The sequence below is a fragment of the Streptosporangium sp. NPDC023615 genome (assembly GCF_040640155.1).
In the GTDB taxonomy this organism is placed as follows: domain Bacteria; phylum Actinomycetota; class Actinomycetes; order Streptosporangiales; family Streptosporangiaceae; genus Streptosporangium.
In genome coordinates this window covers 1-16,135 of record NZ_JBFABE010000034.1, presented here as the reverse complement: position 1 = coordinate 16,135, position 16,135 = coordinate 1, and the positions used below count along the sequence as shown (strand labels likewise).

Genomic DNA, 16,135 nt, shown 5'->3' with positions numbered 1-16,135 from the left:
GGACTCATGACTGATGACACGACGCTGGTGATCGGCGGCACGGGCAAGACCGGCAGCAGGGTGCTGTCCAGGCTCCAGGCCCTGGGCGTGCCGGTGCGCAACGGCTCCCGGTCGGCGTCCCCGGCCTTCGACTGGTCCGAGCCCGCGACGTGGGGGCCCGCGCTGGAGGGCGTCCGGTCGGCGTACATCGCCTTCTACCCCGACCTGGCGTTCCCGTGGGCGGCCGAGTCGATCGGCGGGCTGACGGCCATCGCGGCGGAGAAGGGCGTGCGCCGGCTGGTGCTGCTGTCGGGCCGGGGCGAGGACGAGGCGCGGGTCAGCGAGGACATCGTCAGGAACTCCGGCCTGGAGTGGACCATCCTGCGCGCGGACTGGTTCTTCCAGAACTTCAGTGAGGGCATGCTGCTGGAGCCGGTGCTGGGGGGGACCGTCGCGTTCGTCGGCGGGGACGTGGCCGAGCCCTTCGTCGACGCCGTCGACATCGCCGAGTGCGCCGTGGCGGCGCTGACCGAGGACACCCACGTCGGCCAGGTCTACGAGCTCAGCGGCCCGCGGGCGATGACGTTCGCCGAGGTGGCCGCGGAGATCTCCCAGGCGGCCGGGCGGGAGGTCTCCTACGTACCGGTCACGCCCGAACAGTACTCCGCGCTGCTGGTGGAGCACGGGGAGCCCAAGGAGGTGGCGGACCAGCTCGCCACGATCTTCGCGCAGCTGCTCGACGGGCGCAACGCCGCGCCGACCGACGACGTGCGGCGGATCCTGGGGCGCGAACCGCGCGACTTCGCCGACTTCGCCAAGGAGGTCGCGCCCGCCTGGCAGGTGTGATCCCGCAGTGACCGGTCCGGCCGTCCCCACGACGGCCGGACCGGTCGCATGTCCGGGGAACGGCACGCCGGGCAGGCGGTTCACCACCCGGTTCCCCCCACGTCAGGACGGAATCAGGCCGACGTCAGCGCCGTACACAAAGATGGGATAAAAGGCGATATTTGCACACGACCGCTCAGGGTGAGGAGCCTCACCGAGGTCGACACAGAGAAAAGGGGCCGACCACGGCGCCAGGTTCCCATCCGGCCAACATCCATCGCGGGGCCAGGTCCGTGGCCTTTCGTCTGGGGGGAGAACGATGCGGTTTCGAATGCTCGGTCCACTGGAGGCGGTCGACGGCGATCAGCGGATCGCGCTGGGAGGGGTCAAACAACGGGCCACACTGGGATTCCTGCTGTTCCACGCCAACCGGGTGGTGCCGACCAGCCAGCTCATGGAGGCGCTGTGGCCGATCGAGCCTCCCGTGACGGCGCGGAAGATCCTGCAGAACGCCGTGTGGAGCCTGCGCGGGGCCCTCTGCGCGCGACCCCGCCCGCCCGAGACGGTGGCGCTGCTGACCCAGTCGCCCGGATACATGCTCCGCGTCGACCCCGACGACATCGACCTGTACCGCTTCAACCGCTGGGTCTCGGAGGGCCGGGCCGAGCTGGCCGCCGGATCGCCCGCCACGGCCGCCGCACGCCTGCGCGAGGCGCTCTCGCTGTGGCAGGGGTCGGCGCTGGCCGACCTCGTGGAGGCCGGCGTCGACTGGCCGGAGATCACCTCGGCGCAGAACGCCCGGCTGGACGCCACCGAGGACTGCTTCGAGGCGGAGCTGGCCTGCGGCCGTCACCAGTCCGTGCTGGGCGCGCTCGAGGCGATGATCCAGGCCGAGCCCCTGCGTGAGCGCCTGTGCGGCCAGCTCATGCTCGCGCTCTACCGCTGCGGCCGCCAGGCGGACGCGCTGAGCGTCTACGGCCGGGTGCGCGCCGCGCTCGTGGAGGACCTCGGCCTGGAACCCGGGCGCGAACTGCAGATCCTGCACCAGGCCATCCTCGCGCAGGACGCCGTGCTGGACCTGCCCGACGGGTGGGAGTCGCCGGAACCCGTCACGCTCACCGGCCCGGTCGCCTCCCTGGCGCCCAGGGACCCGCTTCCCCGGCAGGCGCCGCGCGAGACGGAGCGCAGCCACGTGAGCGTGCTGCTGGTACGCGCCCAGCACGACCCCGGCGAGCACGGCCGGCACGGCGGGCCGCGCCCCGGCCTCACCGAGAGGATCAAGGAGGTCGTCACCTCGCTGGACGGGACCACCGTGGTGACGATCGGTCAGGTGACGCTGGCGCTGTTCGGGACGTCCGACGACCACGGGGTGGACGCCGGGCGCGCGGTGCGGGCGGCCGTGGAGATCCGCGACACCCTCGGGGCGGGGCAGGGCCCGGCCGCGCCGGCGGTGACCGTCCAGGCGGCGGTGACCACGGGGGAGGCCGTCGTCCACCACCACCCGGCGACGGGCGCGCTGCTGTCGGCGGACGGGCCCGTGCTGGACGAGTGCCAGCTCCTGCTCTCGTCGGTGCCGCCCGGGGAGATCCGGGTCTGCGACGACACCATGCGCGCGACCGCCGCGACGATCGGCTACTCGGCCGCCGGTGACTCCCCCCGGTGCTGGAAGGTCAAGGACGCCGAGCCCGAACCGGTCGTGCAGGCCGTGCCGATCAACAGCCACGAGCTGGAGCTGAGCGTGCTGCAGGGCCTGCTGGAGCAGGTCCGGCACCGCCGGGCGCCCCACGTCGTGACGTTGCTGGGCGAGGCCGGCACCGGCAAGAACCGCCTGGTCGTGGAGTTCGAGCGCCGAGTCATGGGGCAGCCGGGCAAGACCCAGTTCCTGGTGGGGCACGCCCCGCTCTTCGGCCCGAACAACGCGCTGGCCCTGCTGGAGTCGGTCGGCGGGATCATGCTGGGCGACCTGGCCAGGACGGCCGGGGGCAGGGCCGCCAGGACCCTGGAGCAGCTCATGAACGGCGAGCGGAAACCGGCCGGGGGGTTTTTGTCCCTGCTGAACCCGCTCGTGGGGCCGCAGAAGGACCGCAGCACGCAGGGCATCGGCGACACGCTGGCCGCAGTGCTGCAGTTCATCGGGGAGATCGCCAGGAACTGCCCGCTGGTGGTGATCGTCGAGGACCTGCACCGGGCCGACGACGTCGTGCTGGACTTCGTCCACGACCTGGCCGATCGCACGGGGCCGGTGTCGCTGCTCCTGATCGTCACGGCCCGCCCCGATCTGCTCAACCGCCGGCCGGGATGGGGCGGGGGCAAACGGCGGTTCACGACGATCACCATGGACCCCCCGGTGGAGTCCGCGGTGTCGCGGCGGGAGGAGTTCCTCCGCTTCACGACACAGGACGACGCGATCGACTCGGGCAACTGGCTGCGCGGCACGCTGCTGCGCAGCATGTCCTCCTGAGGACGCGCCGCGGAAGGCGGGGTCGTCTCCGGCGGTTCCCGGGGGGCGCGTGCGGGAGGCGGCGTCCTCTCCGCGGGCACGGCCTCGCGGCGGGGCCGTGCCGTCTGCGGCACCGATCCGTCCCCGCGCGACATGACCCACCGCAGTGCCACGATCACATTCCACTAAATGGTCGTATGCCATAACATCAGGTGCCATCTGTATATATCTCACTGATGTTTCCGATATTCGCGCCCGTCGACCCCGTGCCCTCAGTGGAGACCCCGCCTGCCCGGGGTCCAGAACGGCTTGGTCCTGATGGCGGTCTGCGGCCACCCTCGCTCGTGCACCAGGAAGTCCCGCACGAGCTGGAGGGTCCTGGCCTCGCCCGCGAGATACGCGACGCCGTGACGGCCGGGCAGGTCCAGGTCGGCCACCCCGCGCAGCAGCGTCCGCGAGGCCACCGCGGAGGCCCCGTCGCGGTGCACGCGGTGCAGCCGGTGCGGGCCCGGGATCTCCAGCTCGTCGGCGGCGCTCTCGCTCTCCAGCACGCCGAACACCCGGGCGTCCGGCCCGGCCGCTCTGATCATCGGCCCGAACGCGCAGGTGGCGCTCTCCTCGCCGACGAACAGGTGGTAGGGCGCGGGCTGGAGCACGAAGTCGCCCTGCGGGCCCCAGAACGTCACCACGTCGCCGACCTCCACCGTGCGGGCCCAGCTGAGCCCGATGCCGTCGCCGCCCGCGCCGTCGAGGTGGCCGCGGAGGTGGCGGTGGAAGTGGTCGTAGAGGTGGACGCACAGGTCGATGGCCCGCTCGGCGGCCGAGAAGTCCCAGATCGAGTACGCGCGCAGTGTCTCGACCGGCCGCAGCAGGCCGTACAGCGACATGGGGTCGCCGATCTGGACGCGCAGGTGCTGGCCGGGGGAGTAGGCCGTCAGGAGGGGCTGGTCGGCCACGATGCGGATCCGCCGCATCGTGGGGGTGACCATCGCGACGTCGGACACGGTGCCGGTGGCGTAGAACCTCGCGAACACGTTCGTGAACGGACTGCGCGAGGAGCGCCGGCGTGGTGCCGTCCGCTCGTTCATCGTCGGCCTCCCGATGGTCCGCCCACCCTCGATGAGAGTAGGCTTCATGTTTGTTAGTAGCTCTAACATATGATACTAGTAGTAATTAACCATATATCGTCTATCATGTCAATGAAGCCTTAAGGGAAAGCAGGACTCATGGCTGTTCACGCGAGCACTCGTCGGGAAAGGGTCCGGCAGAACACGCTGCAGGAGATTCGCTCGATCGCCCGTCAGCTGCTCATCGCGAGCGGTTCCTCGGGGGTCACGGTCAACGCCGTGGCGCGTGAGATGGGGATGAGCGGACCCGCGCTCTACCGCTACTACCCCAGCCACGAGGAGCTGGTGGAGGCGGTGACCGCCGACTTCTTCCTCGAGCTGACCGAGGTGATGCGTGCGACCCGCGACGACGTCGCCTACGACACGCCCTCCCGCCGCCTCCTGGCCACCTGCCGCGCGATGCGCTCCTGGACGATCGCCCACCGGGCCGAGTTCGAGTGGATGTTCGCCAGCCCCACCTCCGGCTCGCGCGAGCTGAACTCCACCTCCGTCCGATACCGGGCCAAGCAGGACTTCGAGCGGGTGTTCTTCGACCAGATCGTGGAGCTGTGGCGCACGCGGCCGTTCCCCGTGCCCGACCTGAGCGAGCTGCGCGCCCCCCTGCGCGAGCAGTTGCGCGCCTACTCGGCGGCGATGGAGGGCCTGCTCCCCCCGGAGGCGGCACACGTGTTCCTGTCCTGCTGGATCAGGCTCTACGGCCTGCTGTGCATGGAGGTGCTCAACCAGCTGGAATTCTATTCCGACATGGAGTCGTTCTTCGAGGAGTGCCTGCGTGACCTGTGCACGATGCTCGACCTGGAGTACGAGCCGGTCCCGGCTCGCTCGGCGTAGCGGGGACCTGATGGGGGAGGAGTCGCGTGGCCGGGACGAGTGACGCCGACCTGTGGATACGCCGCTTCCACCCCGCCGGCGAGGGCGCTCCGCGGCTGATCTGCCTTCCCCACGCCGGAGGCTCGGCGAGCTACTTCTTCCCCCTGTCCAAGATGCTCTCCCCGGCCGTGGAGGTGTTGTCCGTCCAGTACCCCGGCAGGCAGGACAGGCGGGCGGAGCCCTGCGTCGACGACCTTCGCGAGCTGGCCGCGCGGCTCCTGGCGCGGCTGGAGGGGTGGACGGACCCCCCGCCGGCCCTGTTCGGCCACAGCATGGGCGCGACCCTCGCCTACGAGGTGACGCGCCTGCTGGAGGCCCGCGGGGACGCCGTGCGGCACCTGTTCCTGTCCGGCCGGCGCGGGCCCCGGTGCCGCCGGGAGGACCGGATGCACCGGATGGGCGACGACGAACTCGTCGCCGCGATGGCCGCGCTCGACGGCACCGACCCCCGGCTCCTCGCCGACCCGGACGTCCGCGCCATGCTGCTGCCGGCCCTGCGCGGCGACTACCGCGCGATCGAGACCTACGTCCACCGCGCCGGGCCCGAGCCGTCCTGTCCGGTGACCGCGCTGGTGGGCGACGACGACCCTGTCACCACGCCGGCCGAGGCCGACGCCTGGCGTTCACACACCGGTGGCCCGTTCGAGCTGCTGACTTTTCCCGGCGGACATTTCTATCTGGCCTCCCATCGGGCGGAATTGACGAGGTTGATCACCTCCAGGCTCCTCGCGGGCGCACTCGAACAATGATCTGTGCGAACCGGCCAGATCATCTCCGCGCAAGCGTTGACAGACAGAGCCCGTCAATTTAGTTTAAGCATGTAGCTAGAGTTAGAGGTTAAAGCGCTGAAGTGCGTGGCGCGAGCGGCTCGGCTGCCCATCGAACAACGGGGTCATTTTCATGTCCGGTATATCCGGCATGCCCGGAATCTGTTTGGTAGCGATCGTCTCGATCACCGACCACCGTTTCAGCGAATTATCCGTGCGAAAGGACGGCCGGCCGATATGCCCAAGTCGCGGTATGGCGGAATTCCCGCCATCATGGCTACGGCCATTCCCATGTTCATGGTCGCGTTGGACCATCTGGTGGTCACCAACGCGCTGACGCAGATGGTGGAGACCTTCCGGCCGACACAGGCGCAGTTGCAGTGGGTGGTGAACGCCTACGTGCTGGCGTTCGCGGGCCTGCTGCTGGCCGGCTCCGCGCTCGGCGACCGGTTCGGCCGGCGCCGCGTCTTCCTGTTCGGGGTGCTGCTCTTCACGGTCGCCTCCGGGGCGTGCGCGATGTCGGAGTCGATCGAGTTCCTCATCTTCGCGCGCGTGCTGCAGGGCCTGGGCGGGGCGGCCGTGCTGCCCATCTCCCTCACGCTGGCGGTGGCCGCGGTGCCGCAGGCCAAGCGCGACATGGCGGTCGGGATCTGGGGCGGCATCAACGGCCTGGGGATCGCCGCGGGCCCGTTCGTCGGCGGGCTGGTGACCGAGGGCTTCGACTGGCACTGGGTCTTCTGGATCAACGTGCCCGTCGGGCTCCTGGCGCTGCCCTTCGCGCTGCTGGCCGTGCGGGAGAGCAAGGGCGAGGACCGCACCATCGACCTGGCGGGCACCTGCCTGATCACCGGTGCGGTCGTGCTGTCGGTCTGGACCGTCGTCAACGTCACCGACCTGGGCTGGACGCACCCGGGAATGCTGCTCTCCTCGGGCTGCGCGCTGCTGTTCCTCGCGCTCTTCCTGTGGTGGGAGCGCAGGGCCAAGGAGCCGTTCGTGCCGATGCGGCTCTACCGGGTGCGGCCGTTCATGCTCAGCAACTTCGTCTCGCTGACCATGTACTTCGGTGTCTTCGGCGCGGTGTTCTTCCTGATGCAGTACCTGCAGGGGCCGCTGGGCTTCTCCCCGCTGGAGGCCGGCCTGCGCACCCTGCCCTGGACGGCGATCCCCATGGTGGCCGTGCCCCTGACGAGCCTGCTCGTCAAGCGGATCGGCGGCGGGATCCTCCAGGCCGTCGGCGCCGCGTTGCAGGCGGTGGCCCTGGGCTGGCTCGCCGTCGTCTCGACGGTGGGCACGTCCTACACCTCCATGATCCCGGCGCTGGTGATCGCGGGGTTCGGCATGGGCATGGTCTTCGCGGCCAACCCGGCGGTGGTCGTGGGCTCGGTGCCCGACCGCGACCACGGCAAGGCCACCGGGGTCAACAACACGATCCGCGAGTTCGGCGGCGCGCTCGGCGTGGCGGTGCTGACGATGGTCTTCACCAGGGAGTACATCACGCATCGCGTCGGGAACCCGGCCGAGGCGGCCGAGGCGTTCGTGTCCGCCCTGCGCCCGGCCCTGTGGCTCGGCGCGGCGGTCGTCCTCCTCGGCGCCGTGGCGGCACTGTTCATCAAGAGGCCCGAGGCGCCCGTCCCGACCCTCTCCCCCGAGGAGAGGGCAGCCGCGAACCCCGCACCCATCGGATGACCGGGGGCGGGACACGGATGCGGCCCCCGCCCCGAGTCCCGCCCCGAGTCCCACCCCGAGTCCCGGACGGTGTTCCGCACCGGATCCCCGGTGAACGGCACCGAAGCCCCTTTCCGCAGGACGCCGGTCCGCCGGGTCCACACAGATCACGACAGACATGACGCCGCCGGCGCGCCGTGTCCTCGGCGGCACGTCGTCAGAAAGGCACGATTCCAGGAATCGGTGAATCCAATGAAGATTGCAGTGCTCGGCACACTTTCCCTGTGCGAGGCGGGAATTTCGTTCATGCCCACGGCGGCGAAACCACGCCAGGTCCTCGCCATGTTCGCCACGCACGCCGACCGCGTGCTCCCGGTCGCGACCCTCGTGAAGGAGCTGTGGGGCGACACGCCGCCGCCGAGCTTCCAGACCACGCTGCAGACGTACATCGCGCACATCCGCAGCCATCTCAGGGCCGCGCTGTTGCAGTCCGACGAACACCGCCACCGCTCGCCCAAGGACGTGCTGGTCACCCACCCCGGGGGGTACCTGCTGAACACCGGGGGCGGCTCGGTGGACGTACGGGAGTTCGAGCGGCACACCTTCGCCGGGTACCGGGCGATGGACTCCGGCGACCACGTCGTCGCCTCGCGGAAGCTGCGCTCGGCGCTCGCCCTCTGGCGGGGGCCGGCACTGGCCGACATCAACGCCGGGCCGCTCCTGCGACTGGAGATCCAGCGACTGGAGGAGGCCAGGCTGTGCGCCGTCGAGCGGCGCATCGAGGCCGACCTCCACCTGGGCCGCCACCGGGAGGTCCTGAGCGAGCTCACCGTGCTCGTACGCCAGCACCCGGAGAACGAGAGCCTCTGCGGGCACTTCATGATCGCGCTCTACCGGTCGGGGAGGTGCGGCAACGCGCTGGAGGCGTTCCAGAGACTGCGCGGCACGCTCATCCGCGACCTGGGGATCGAGCCGTCCGCGGCGCTGCGGGAGCTGCACCTGGCGATGCTCGGCGGCGCCTCCGGGCTCGACCTCGCCGGGCTCAGGACAATGCGGCCCGGCCCGCACCGGATGACGCGGGCGGCGTCCTGACGAGACGGCGGGGCCACGGGGCCGCGGGCCCACGGCCGGGGCCGGGCGACACGGAAGGTTAGGCGGCATGGACACACTCGACCTGGCTCGGCTGCAGTTCATCGGCACCACCGGGCTGCACTGGCTGTTCGTCATCTTCAGCCTGGGGCTGGCGCCCCTGGTGGCGGTCGTGCACACCCGCGCGGTGCTGGCGCGGGACCCCGGCAGGCGGGCGGGCCTGATGCGGATGACCCGCTTCTGGGGCCAGCTCTACGTGATCAACTACGCGATCGGCATCGTCACCGGGCTGATCGTGGAGTTCCAGCTCGGCCTGTCGTGGAGCGGGCTGAGCAAGTTCGCCGGCAACGTGATAGGCGCTCCGCTCGCCCTGGAGGCGCTGGTCGCCTTCTTCGCCGAATCGACCTTCCTCGGCATGTGGATCTTCGGCTGGGGGAGGCTGCGGCCCGCGGTCCACGCCGGCCTGATCTGGCTGGTCACCCTCACCGCGTACGCCTCGGCGTACTGGATCCTGGTCGTCAACGGGTTCATGCAGGTGCCCACGGGCCTGGAGGTGCGCGACGGGGTCGCCTACCTCGCCGACTTCGGGGCGCTGCTCACCAACTCCAACGTGATCCTGGCCCTGATACACGTCACCTCCGCCGCCCTGGTCGCCGGCGGCCTGTTCCTGGCCGGGGTCAGCGCCTACCACCTGCGCCGGGGCACGGCGGACCGCGAGCCCTTCCTCGGCTCCCTGCGGATGGGGGTCGCGGTGGCCGCGGTGGCGGTCATCCCGACCGCCGTCGTCGGCAACATGCAGTTCCCGATCCTGCAGGAGATGCAGCCGATGAAGGTGGCGCTCTTCACCCACGCGCCGACCGACGCGCTGCAGGCGCGGATGCGTGCCGCCTACGGGCCGGGCGACTACGTCCCGCCCTACTGGGCGGAGATCGGCGAGGAGGTCATGCTCTACCTGGGCTACACCCTCGGCATGGGCGCCATCTGCGCGCTCCTGATGGTCTTCCGCGAGACGCTGGTACGCCGCCGCGCCGTCGCCGCGGTGGCCGCGCTCGCGGCCGGCTCGTCCATGGGCGAGTTCGCGGGCGGCCTGGTGTTCGGCGCGCCGGGACCGCACCGGGTGGCGGTCTACGTCGCGTGCACCGTCCTGGCGGCCGCGCTGCTGGTCTTCCGCCCCCGGCGCAGGCGCGCCCTGGCCCTGCTCCTGGTCGTCGCGATCCCGCTGCCGTTCGTCGCCTCGCTCGCCGGATGGGTGATGCGCGAGGTCGGCAGGCAGCCGTGGCTCGTCTACGGCCACCTGAAGGTCGAGGACGGGCTCTCACCGGTCGGCTGGGGCATGATGCTCGCCTCCACGGTGACCTTCATCGCGGTCCTGGCCGGCCTGGCCGTGGCCGACTGGGTGCTGATCACCGTGTTCGCCCGCCGGGGCCCCGACGGCGCGCACCTGGGAGCCGTCGCGACGGCCCCCGAACCGGAACCCGAGCCGGTCAAGCTGCCCCTCTGAACACCCCTGGAGTCACCATGAACCTGGCCGTCCTCTGGCTCGCGCTGCTGGGGTTCCTCCTGGCGGGCTACTTCGTCCTCGGCGGGGCCGACCAGGGCGTGCAGATGCTCTCCTCGGCCGCCCGGGACGAGCGCGCGCGGACCGGCCTCCTGGCCTGCCTGGGGCCGTTCTTCTTCGGCAACGAGGTCTGGCTGGTCGGCGCCGTCGCCGTGCTGATCGGCGCCTTCCCGTTCCTGGAGGGCAGCCTGCTGCCCGGCCTGTACCCGCTGTTCGTGGCCCTGGTGGCCGGTCTCGTGCTGGGCAAGGCCGCCGTCCAGCTGCGCGGCCGCGCGACCGGCCGGTGGAGCAGGCGCGTGTGGGACGGCTGCGTGGCCGCCGGCGGGGCGATCTCCGCGGTGGGCTGGGGGCTGGTCGTCGGGGTGCTGCTGGCCGGGGTGCCGATGCGCGACGGGCGCACCTTCACCCTGGGCTGGCCCATGCTGCTGAACCCGTTCGTGCTGAGCTGCGGGCTGGCCTTCGGCGCGGTGTTCGCCGCGCACGGGCTCATGTTCGCGTGGATGCGCGTTCCGGAACGCATACCGGTCCGCCCGGCACCGGTCCTCGCCGTCGCGACCGCGGCCGTCGCGCTGGCCGTCGTCCTGGGCGCGGGCACGGGCGCGGTGCGGCCGGTCAACCCCGCCCCGGTGTGGGCGCTGACGGGCGTGACGGCGCTGGCGCTGGGCGCCGCCTGGTGGGCGGTACGGGCGGGACGCGCCGGGCGCGCCTTCGCCGCCACGGGGGTCGTGGCGGCGCTGCCGGTCCCGCTGCTCGGGGTGGGGAACCACCCGTACGTGCTGCTGGCCACGGAGGGGCCGGGGATGACGGTCGCCGAGGGCGCGGCCGACGAGGCCTCGCTGGGGATCCTGACCGCCTTCGGCGTGGTCGTGCTGCCGCTGGTCCTGGCCTGCCAGGTGTGGAGCTGGTGGGCGTTCCGCGGCCGGGTCGACCGGGGAACGCCCACCTACCTCTAGCCTCCGGGGCCGCCGCCCCCGCGGCGGCTCACGACCTGCGCGCGGCGGACATCACGTACCGGCCGTAGAGGAGTTCCCGCAGCACGTCGTCGCCGCCCTCGACGATCGACACGTACCGCATGTCGCGCAGCAGCTTGCCGATCGGGGACTCGTCGGTGTAGCCGAGGCCGCCGAACATCTCGGACCCGGCGCTCACCACCTGCCACCCGGCCTGGCCGCAGAACATCTTGGCGGTCAGCGCCGACTTGAGCGTGCCGAGCCTGGCGAAGGCCTCGGCGGCGTCCGGCCGGCCCATCAGCTCGTCGTACTCGCGCGCCGCGCTCAGGCAGTGGCTCCTCATCACGTCGATCTGCATCTCCATCTGCCCGAGCTTGGCGGCGAACACCGAGCTCCTGGCCAGGGTCGCCCCCTTGAACGGCTTGCCCTTGGCGTACTCCAGGCACAGGTCGCGGACCCGGCGCGAGATGCCCAGGGCGGTGGTCGCGATGAGGATGCGGCTGGCGTTCAGGCCGATCTCCAGCAGCCTGAGGCCGGAGCCGTTCAGCCGGTTGGCGGCCGGGACCCGGCACCCGTCCAGGCTGACCTGGTAGGTCGCCGACGCCCGCAGGCCGATCAGGTCCCAGCGCTTGACGATGCGGACGCCGGGGGTGTCCCTGGGCACGAGCACCGCCGCGTAGGTGTCCGGCGCCTCGGCCGAGCGGGCGACCACCACCAGGAAGTCGGCGAACCCGGAGTTGGTCGAGAAGTACTTCTCGCCCGTGACGACCAGGTCCGCCCCGTCGCGCGCCACCACCGTCTCGATCTTGGTGAGCTCGCTGCCCGCGGTCTGCTCGCTGCCGAGCGTGGCGCAGAACGTGCCCTCCTTGGCCATGGGCGTCAGGTGACGCTCCTTGAGCTCGGGCGAGCCGTACAGGGAGACCATGCTGGTGCCCAGCACGGAGATGAACAGGGTGAAGGCCACGCCCGCGTCACCGTAGGAGAGCTCGTTGACGATGTTGACGCTGTCGGCCAGGCCGAGCCCGCGCCCGCCGTGCTCCTCGGGCAGCCACCAGTTCGCCAGGCCGGTGCGCCGGAACCGCTCGTGAACGGGCTGGAGGGGTTCGGCGAGGGTGTCGAAGGCGGCGTGGCCGCCCAGCAGCTCCTCCGCGGCGAACGCGCGTACGGTCTCCAGGACGTCTGACATCTGCTGCTCCTCATGGGGGTGTCGGCCGGTCGCCCGCGGTCCAGGCGCCCGGGGGGACGTAGCCTTTCCGGAACCGGTGCCAGGGCGCCCGCTCGGCCGCCCGGGGGCCGGGCGGCCGTTCGTCGGCCGCCCGGTGGCGGGCGTCCCGCGCGCCCGCCGCCAGCAGGACGGCGACGACGGCGGCCAGTTCCTCGTCGGTCGGCCCGCCGCGCAGGACCGTGATGCCCGGCCCGTTCACTGCGGCTGGTTGCCGTGCTTGCGGTCGGGCAGGGCGGCGTGTTTGGCGCGCAGCATCTCCAGCGACCTGATGAGCACGGCCCGTGTCTCGGAGGGGTCGATGACGTCGTCGACGAGGCCGCGCTCGGCCGCGTAGTACGGGTGCATCAGCTCGGACCTGTACTCCTTGACCAGGCGTTCGCGCGTGGCGTCCGGGTCGGACGCGGCGGCGAGCTGCCTGCGGAAGATGACGTTGGCGGCGGCCTCGGCGCCCATGACCGCGATCTCGTTCGTCGGCCAGGCGAAGGACAGGTCGGCGCCGATGGAGCGGGAGTCCATCACGATGTACGCGCCCCCGTACGCCTTGCGCAGCACCAGCGACACCCGGGGGACCGTCGCGTTGCAGTAGGCGTACAGGAGCTTGGCGCCGTGCCGGATGATGCCGTTGTGCTCCTGGTCCACGCCCGGCAGGAAGCCCGGCACGTCGACCAGGGTGACGAGGGGGACGGCGAAGGCATCGCAGAACTGGACGAACCGAGCGGCCTTCTCACTGGCGTGGATGTCCAGGACGCCCGCCATGGACATCGGCTGGTTGGCGACGACGCCGGCGACCTGGCCGCCGAGCCGCACCAGCGCGCAGACGATGTTCGTGGCCCACTCGGGCTGGATCTCGAACAGCTCGCCGTCGTCGGCGATCTCCTCGATCACCCGGCGCATGTCGTACGGCCTGCCGGGGTCGGTGGGGACCAGGTCGAGCAGGGCGTCGGTGCGGCGGTCCGGCGGGTCGGTGACCGGCACGGCCGGCGGCAGCTCGCGGTTGTTGGACGGCAGCAGCGACAGCAGGTGGCGCACGTCCTCCAGGCAGCTCTCCTCGTCGTCGTAGACGTCGGTCGCCACGCCCGACACCCTGGCGTGCACGTCGCCGCCGCCGAGGCCGATGTGGGTGATCTCCTCGCCGGTGACGGCCTGGACGACGTCGGGGCCCGTGATGAACATCTGCGCGATGTCCCTGACCATGAAGACGAAGTCGGTGAGCGCCGGGGAGTAGGCCGCGCCCCCGGCACAGGGACCCAGCATCACGCTGATCTGCGGGATCACGCCCGAGGCGGCGGTGTTGCGGCGGAAGATGCCGCCGTACCCGGCCAGCGCCGTGACACCCTCCTGGATACGGGCGCCGGCGCCGTCGTTCAGCGAGACCAGCGGGGCGCCGGCGCCGAGCGCGAGGTCCATCACCTTGTGGATCTTCTGGGCGTGCGCCTCGCCGAGCGCCCCGCCGAAGATCCGGAAGTCGTGCGCGTAGACGAAGACCGTCCGCCCGTGGACCGTGCCCCAGCCGCCGACCACCCCGTCCGTGTGCGGCCGACGGTCCTCCATGCCGAAACCGGAGGCGCGGTGGCGGCGCAGCGGCTCGATCTCCTGGAACGAGCCGGCGTCGAGGAGCAGGTCGATGCGCTCGCGCGCCGTCAGCTTCCCCTTGGCGTGCTGGCGCTCGGTGGCCGCCGGGTCGGGGCCCTGCCGCACCCCCTCCCTGATGACCTGCAGCTCGGCCAGGCGCTCTTCGATGGTCGGTTCCTGCGAACGTTCGTGAATGACGGTCACGATGTCATCGACTCCTCGACCGGCCGCCGGAGCTTCTCGTCCGCCGCGACGGGAGGGGCCGGAAAATATCCCACTTCGCGGAAGAAGTTCACATATGTCGTGAAGAGGTCTCTGCTGATCGGGGGACAGTCGATCCCCGTGCCCCGCAGGGCCAGCTCGGTGTCGGTGACGTCGATCTCGGGGTAGAAGTCGTCGCCGTCGGTCGCCATCAGCTCGAAGGCGTCCAGCAGCGGGATCATCGCGTTGCCCCGGTCGGCGTTCACCAGCTCGCGCCAGCCGTCCCAGTCCCGCTCCCGCAGGGGGTGGCCGAGCGCGCGCAGGTGCTCGACGCAGTCGTCGAAGCCCACACCGTTCCGGTTGTAGAGGTGGAAGGTACGCCCGGCCGTGTCCGGACGGGCCGACAGGTTGACGATCGCCGCGCTGACGTAGTCCACGGGCACCAGGTGGAGCGTCCCGCCCACCCCCCGCGGGAAGGCCCCGGCCTGCAGCAGACCCTTCAGGCTCAGCCAGACGAAGTCCCTGGTCTGGCAGGCGCCGTTGACCCGGTCACCGCAGATCACGTCCACCCGGAACACCGACACCGGTAGCCCGCGCTCCCTGGCCAGGCCGATGAGCCGCTCGGCGACCCACTTGCTCTGCACGTACCCCGTCGGCAGCGCCTCGCCGGGACCGGTCGGGGCGTCCACGGACAACGCCGTCCCGTCCGGCGACGCGCCGGCGAACACACCGGTGCTCGACACGTAGTGGACCGGGACCGTGCGGTGCCGCGACGCCAGCCGCAGTACCTCCTCGGTCCCGCCCACGTTCGGCGCCCTGAGCTCGGCGTACGGGTAGAGCCAGTTGACCGTGGCACCCGCGTGGTAGACCACGTCGACCGTCTTGGCCAGGTCGTCGAAGTCCTCCTCGGACAGGCCGAGCCTGGGCGCCGCGAGATCACCCAGGACGACCGAGATCCGCTCGCGGTCCACCTCGTCCCAGACGCGGTACCACTCCAGGTTGGCCCGCAGCCGCTCCCGCGCGGTGGCCTCGTCGGGCGCGCGCACCAGGCACCGCACGGTGGCCCTGGTCGAGCGGAGCAGGTCCCGGACCAGGAAGGCCCCGAGGAAACCGGTGGCACCCGTGAGCAGGATCTCGTCCGGATCGTCGGCCACCCGGACCACCTCGTCCGCCGGCCGCACGTCGTCGGGCAGGCGGATCTCGGCGGCGAAGTCCACCTCCCGACGGGCGGACGTCCCGTCCGCCGAACGGGCGGACGTCCCGCCCGCCAGGAGCTCGCCCCGCAGGAACTCGGCGAGCGCGCCCGGCGTGGGCCGGTCGAACACCAGCGTGGCCGGCAGCCGCCTGCCGATCGCGGAGCTGAGCCGGTTGCGCAGCTCGACCGAGGTCAGCGAGTCGAACCCCAGGTCGGGGAACTGCTGGTCGGCGCCGACACCGCGGCTCTCCTCCAGCCCCAGGACCGCGGCCACCTCGGTGGTGACCACCCCCAGGATGAGGCGGCGCTGCTCCTTCTCGTCCAGCGAGGCCAGCCGCCCGGTCAGGGAGGCCAGCCCCGAGTCGGTGTTCTGCGCCACCCGCCGCGCGGGCGTGCGCACCAGTTCGCGCAGCACGAACGGGACCTGGTCCGGGTTCTCCCGCAGCGTCGAGATGTTCAGCGGCGTGGCGACCACCACGGGGTGCCCCGAGGCGAGCGCCGCGTCGAACATGGCCAGACCGTGCTCCCGCTCGATCGGCCGCAGTCCCGCGCGGGCGATCCGCCGCAGATCGGCCTCCTCCAGGTGCCCGGTGATGCCCGTCGCCTGCTTCCACAACCCCCAGGCGATGCTGGTGGCGGGGAGTCCTTGGGTGTGGCGGTGGTGGGCGAGGG

13 protein-coding genes are annotated in these 16,135 nt (G+C 71.6%); 8 read left to right on the top strand and 5 right to left on the bottom strand.

The window, feature by feature from the left end; translation table 11 throughout:
* Positions 1-6: 6 nt before the first annotated feature.
* A complete protein-coding gene (locus AB0G16_RS22810; protein ID WP_362808231.1) occupies positions 7-825 on the top strand; it encodes an NmrA family NAD(P)-binding protein in 819 nt (272 codons plus the stop codon).
* 310 nt (positions 826-1,135) lie between these two features.
* Entirely contained in the window at positions 1,136-3,265 is a 2,130-nt protein-coding gene (locus tag AB0G16_RS22805; protein ID WP_362808228.1) for a BTAD domain-containing putative transcriptional regulator, read from the top strand.
* Between the two features lie 251 nt (positions 3,266-3,516).
* Here AB0G16_RS22805 and AB0G16_RS22800 read toward each other — a convergent pair whose 3' ends face one another.
* Positions 3,517-4,332 (bottom strand): siderophore-interacting protein, encoded by an 816-nt coding sequence (locus tag AB0G16_RS22800; protein ID WP_362808225.1) that lies wholly within the window; start codon positions 4,330-4,332, stop codon positions 3,517-3,519.
* 138 nt (positions 4,333-4,470) lie between these two features.
* Here AB0G16_RS22800 and AB0G16_RS22795 point away from each other — a divergent pair, with 138 nt between their 5' ends.
* From AB0G16_RS22795 to AB0G16_RS22770, 6 genes are all read left to right on the top strand, one after another.
* Positions 4,471-5,202 (top strand): TetR/AcrR family transcriptional regulator, encoded by a 732-nt coding sequence (locus tag AB0G16_RS22795; protein WP_362808223.1) that lies wholly within the window; start codon positions 4,471-4,473, stop codon positions 5,200-5,202.
* Between the two features lie 26 nt (positions 5,203-5,228).
* Positions 5,229-5,990, top strand: coding sequence for an alpha/beta fold hydrolase (locus AB0G16_RS22790; RefSeq protein WP_362808220.1), 762 nt, complete (start codon positions 5,229-5,231; stop codon positions 5,988-5,990).
* A 291-nt stretch (positions 5,991-6,281) separates the two neighbouring features.
* Positions 6,282-7,694 carry an MFS transporter gene (locus AB0G16_RS22785; protein ID WP_362808217.1) on the top strand — a complete coding sequence of 471 codons (1,413 nt, stop codon included), beginning with the start codon at positions 6,282-6,284 and terminating at the stop codon, positions 7,692-7,694.
* A gap of 243 nt (positions 7,695-7,937) precedes the next feature.
* On the top strand, positions 7,938-8,765 hold the full coding sequence (locus AB0G16_RS22780; RefSeq protein WP_362808214.1) for an AfsR/SARP family transcriptional regulator: 828 nt from the start codon (positions 7,938-7,940) through the stop codon (positions 8,763-8,765).
* Positions 8,766-8,832: 67 nt separating this feature from the next.
* A complete protein-coding gene (locus AB0G16_RS22775) occupies positions 8,833-10,263 on the top strand; it encodes a cytochrome ubiquinol oxidase subunit I (protein WP_362808211.1) in 1,431 nt (476 codons plus the stop codon).
* Positions 10,264-10,280: 17 nt separating this feature from the next.
* Positions 10,281-11,273, top strand: a complete 993-nt coding sequence (locus AB0G16_RS22770; RefSeq protein ID WP_362808208.1) for a cytochrome d ubiquinol oxidase subunit II — start codon at positions 10,281-10,283, stop codon at positions 11,271-11,273.
* A 28-nt stretch (positions 11,274-11,301) separates the two neighbouring features.
* Here the strand turns inward: AB0G16_RS22770 and AB0G16_RS22765 are convergent, their stop codons facing one another.
* The 4 genes from AB0G16_RS22765 to AB0G16_RS22750 all read right to left on the bottom strand — a co-directional run.
* Complete coding sequence (locus AB0G16_RS22765; RefSeq protein ID WP_362808205.1) at positions 11,302-12,456, bottom strand: acyl-CoA dehydrogenase family protein; 1,155 nt, start codon at positions 12,454-12,456, stop codon at positions 11,302-11,304.
* 10 nt (positions 12,457-12,466) lie between these two features.
* Entirely contained in the window at positions 12,467-12,694 is a 228-nt protein-coding gene (locus AB0G16_RS22760) for an acyl-CoA carboxylase epsilon subunit (RefSeq protein WP_362808202.1), read from the bottom strand.
* Complete coding sequence (locus tag AB0G16_RS22755; RefSeq protein ID WP_362808199.1) at positions 12,691-14,271, bottom strand: acyl-CoA carboxylase subunit beta; 1,581 nt, start codon at positions 14,269-14,271, stop codon at positions 12,691-12,693. Before AB0G16_RS22755 ends, AB0G16_RS22760 begins: the two co-directional genes overlap by 4 nt.
* Positions 14,268-16,135, bottom strand: a 1,868-nt coding sequence (locus AB0G16_RS22750) for a thioester reductase domain-containing protein (protein ID WP_362808195.1), incomplete at its 5' end; no start/stop codon positions are given. The genes AB0G16_RS22755 and AB0G16_RS22750, both read right to left, overlap by 4 nt.